6 protein-coding genes are annotated in these 3,605 nt (G+C 68.8%); 4 read left to right on the forward strand and 2 right to left on the reverse strand.

Features of this window, described 5'->3' with window-relative positions:
• Positions 1-296: M3 family metallopeptidase (locus tag Q0581_RS01015; protein WP_298696590.1), on the forward strand; the 296-nt coding region annotated here is incomplete at its 5' end.
• Positions 297-426: 130 nt separating this feature from the next.
• On the opposite strand, the gene Q0581_RS01020 is transcribed toward Q0581_RS01015, so the two are convergent.
• Together Q0581_RS01020 and Q0581_RS01025 are read right to left on the reverse strand one after the other, a co-directional pair.
• Positions 427-762 (reverse strand): UrcA family protein, encoded by a 336-nt coding sequence (locus Q0581_RS01020; protein WP_298696593.1) that lies wholly within the window; start codon positions 760-762, stop codon positions 427-429.
• 200 nt (positions 763-962) lie between these two features.
• Positions 963-1,292, reverse strand: coding sequence for a UrcA family protein (locus Q0581_RS01025; RefSeq protein ID WP_298696595.1), 330 nt, complete (start codon positions 1,290-1,292; stop codon positions 963-965).
• Between the two features lie 230 nt (positions 1,293-1,522).
• Between Q0581_RS01025 and Q0581_RS01030 the strand changes: the two genes are divergently transcribed.
• From Q0581_RS01030 to Q0581_RS01040, 3 genes are all read left to right on the forward strand, one after another.
• Positions 1,523-2,080, forward strand: coding sequence for an SH3 domain-containing protein (locus Q0581_RS01030; protein WP_298696598.1), 558 nt, complete (start codon positions 1,523-1,525; stop codon positions 2,078-2,080).
• 94 nt (positions 2,081-2,174) lie between these two features.
• Positions 2,175-2,720 carry a 3-hydroxyacyl-[acyl-carrier-protein] dehydratase FabA gene (fabA, locus tag Q0581_RS01035; protein ID WP_298696599.1) on the forward strand — a complete coding sequence of 182 codons (546 nt, stop codon included), beginning with the start codon at positions 2,175-2,177 and terminating at the stop codon, positions 2,718-2,720.
• A 37-nt stretch (positions 2,721-2,757) separates the two neighbouring features.
• Positions 2,758-3,605: beta-ketoacyl synthase N-terminal-like domain-containing protein (locus tag Q0581_RS01040; RefSeq protein ID WP_298696600.1), on the forward strand; the 848-nt coding region annotated here is incomplete at its 3' end.

A 3,605-nucleotide genomic window follows, 5' to 3' on the forward strand; every position in this document is an offset into this window, starting at 1 on the left:
TGCCCAAGGAGATCGTGATGCGGCACCGCCTGCCGCAGTTCAATCACCTGTTCACGTCCGACGCCTATTCGGCCGGCTACTACAGCTATCTGTGGTCCGAGGTGATGGACGCCGACACCTGGGCCTATTTCGAAGAGTCCGGCGACGTCTTCAACCCGGACATCGGCAGCCGCTACAAGGCCATCATCCTGGCCGAGGGCAATTCGTCCGACCGGGGCGAGGCCTATCGCCGCTTCCGCGGCCGCGACCCGGACGTGACCGCCCTGCTGAAGGTGCGCGGTTTCCCCACGCGCTGATCACCCTGGGAACACGACAAAGGCCGGCGGAGCGATCCGCCGGCCTTCATCGTTTCAGCCTAGAGCGAAATCGGTTCCATTGGACGCAGGTCCGATTGAACCGAAACGGGTCTAGAAGGCGTGGGCGCGATCAGCGCGCGCCGCGACGGCCCTGGGCGCGGGCCTGGGCATAGGCTTCGCGGGTCGGCTCATCCATGCGGGCGGTGACGCTGTCGCGGATCTGCGAACGGCAGAAGGCGGTCTGGCTCATGTTCGAACCGGTGGCGCGCACGCCGCGGCAGGCGCGACGGGCGGCGGCGTTGATGCGTTGGTCCAGTTCGGCGGCGCCTTCAGGCGTGCCGACATCCAGGTCGCTCCACTGAACGGCGCCGGTGCTTTCGGCTTGCTGGACGGTCACGGCCAGGGCGGGGGTCGAAACGGCCATGACGACGGCGGCCGCGGCGGCGGCGATACGGAAGGCGGACATTCGGGAGGACTCCAGGTCATAGATCTGGCGACGTCGGACCGGCCGCGGCGCCGTTTGAAGGAGCGCGACCATAGGGCCGCCCTATGCGCGCGCGTAATGAATTCGCGGTTAGATTCCCGCCGCAAACCCCGAATTTCAATGACCTGCGTTATGCCGAAGACGGGCCGGGAGCGGCACGACGGCCCCTCCCGGCGCCTTCATCAGCGCGCGCCGCGACGGCCCTCGGCGCGGGCCTGGACGTAGCCTTCGCGGGTCGGCTCGTCCATGCGGGCCATGACGCTATCGCGGATCTGCGAGCGGCAGAAGGCGGTCTGGCTCATGTTCGAACCGGTGGCGCGCACGCCGCGGCAGGCGCGACGGGCGGCGGTGTTGATGCGTTGGTCCAGTTCGGCGGCGCCGGCGGCGCTGGCGACATCCAGATCGTCCCACTGGACCGCATTGCTTTGCGGACGGACTTCCTGGGCCAGGACGGGCGCGCTGAGGGCGAAGGCTGCGGCGAAGGCGACGGCGGCGATGCGGATCTTGGTCATGATGGAGACTCCCCTTGTGTTCGCCGCCAGCGCGGCGCCTGCGCATCAAGCGTCGCCGTTGTCACCGCGGTGTGAGCATTCGGCGCCCTTTCCAAGGCGGGAGGTGAAATCTTATTTAGATTGTCGTCTTAAATTGATTGTAATGGGCGACCCGGCTCCGGGCGCGCACGGTTAAACAGCTCTTAAATTCCGTGCCTCAGGATGGCCGTCTGGTTCGTCGGACGCCCGCCTTGCCCCAGTTTCGTTTCACCGCACACACCGCCCTGGCCGCCCTCGGCGTGGCCGCCGTCGCCCTTCTGGCCGGCGGCAGCGCCACCTTGCCTGACGGCCGGCCGACGCCGACGGGCCTGGACGTGCCGCGCTGGATCTCGCTGAAGTCGTCGCAGGTGCGGGCGCGTCGCGGGCCGGGGCTGGACTATGAAATCCTGTGGGAATACCGCGCCGCCGGCCTGCCGGTGCAGGTGATCGCCGAGACCCGTCACTGGCGCAAGGTCTGCGACCCCGAAGGGTCCGTGGCCTGGATCCACCGGTCGGTGGCTTCGGGCCGGCGCCATGTGTTCAACACCTCGGCCCAGGAGGTGGCGATCCGGGCCGGCCGGTCCGAAACCGCCGCCGTGCGCGCCCGGTTGCGCCCGCACTCCCTGGTGTCGATGGACGCCTGCGAGGACGGCTGGTGCCGGGTTCGGGCGCGCAAACTGACCGGATGGGTGGCGCAAGGCTCGGTGTTCGGAACCCAGGCCCGCGCCCAATGCAACGCCGCCCGCCCCGCCGGCCCCGCTCCGCGCTGATCTCCCCTCGCGGCCTCCCTGCGCTTCAAGCCCCTGGTTGAGCCGTCCGCCGCGAGCGTGTACGCCGCCAGTGAATAAGATGGAGCGCCCGCGCTTGACCCAGTCGTCGCAATACCCCTCGTCCTTCGATCACGCCGCCCTGCTGGCCTCGGGCCGGGGCGAGCTGTTCGGTCCCGGCAACGCCCAGCTTCCGGCCCCGCCGATGCTGATGTTCGACCGGATCGTCACCATCACGGCGGACGGCGGGGATCACGGCAAGGGCTATGTCGAGGCCGAGCTGGATATCCACCCGGACCTCTGGTTCTTCCAGTGCCATTTCATCGGCGATCCGGTCATGCCCGGCTGCCTAGGCCTGGACGCCATGTGGCAGCTGGTGGGCTTCTATCTGGGCTGGATCGGCGGGCCGGGTCGCGGCCGGGCCCTGGGCGTCGGCGAAGTGAAATTCACCGGCCAGGTCACGCCCGACGTCAAGAAGGTGGTCTACAAGATCCACCTGAAGCGGGTCATCAACCGCAAGCTGGTCATGGGCATCGCCGACGGCGTGCTGGAGGCCGACGGCGAGGTCATCTACACCTGCAACGACATGCGCGTCGGCCTGTTCGGTGCGACGAAAGACGGCGCCGAACCGGTCGCCGGCTAAGCGTTAGACTGACAGCGAAGACTTGAAGGATCTCCCCATGCGGCGTGTCGTCGTCACCGGACTGGGTATCGTCTCCTCCATCGGCACCGGCCAGGATGAGGTCGCCGCCTCCCTGCGCGAGGCGAAGTCGGGCGTGCAGCACGCCGCCGACCACGCCGCCCACGGTTTCCGCAGCCAGGTCTGGGCCCCGCCGTCGCTGGGCCATACGGCCGAGGACTGGGCCGAGCGCGTCGACCGCCGCGCCGCCCGCTTCCTGGCCAACGGCACCGCCTGGGGCCACATCGCCTTCGAGGAGGCGCTGAAGGACAGCGGCCTGACCCCGGACGAGATCAAGGACCCGCGCATCGGCCTGATCGTGGGCGAGGGCGGCCCCTCGACCCAGGTCATCCTGCAGGCGGCCCAGACCACCGTCGAAAAAGGCTCGCCCAAGCGCATCGGCCCGTTCGCCGTGCCCAAGGCCATGGCGTCCGGCCCCTCGGCCGTGCTGGCCACCTGGTTCGAGCTGAAGGGCGTCAACTATTCGATCAGCTCGGCCTGCGCGACGTCCGCCCACTGCATCGGCGCGGCGGCGGAACAGATCGCCTGGGGCAAGCAGGACGTGGTGTTCGCCGGCGGATGCGAGGACATCGACTGGTCGATGTCGAACATGTTCGACGCCATGGGCGCCATGTCGTCCAACTTCAACGAAACGCCGTCGGTCGCCAGCCGCGCCTATGACAAGGACCGCGACGGCTTCGTCATCGCCGGCGGCGCCGGCATCGTGGTGCTGGAGGAATATGAGCGGGCCAAGGCGCGCGGCGCCACCATCTATGCCGAGGTCACCGGCTACGGCGCCAACTCGGACGGCTACGACATGGTGGCCCCCTCGGGCGAGGGCGCCGAGCG

Origin of the sequence: uncultured Brevundimonas sp., assembly GCF_937863155.1 — a bacterium.
Classification (GTDB): domain Bacteria; phylum Pseudomonadota; class Alphaproteobacteria; order Caulobacterales; family Caulobacteraceae; genus Brevundimonas.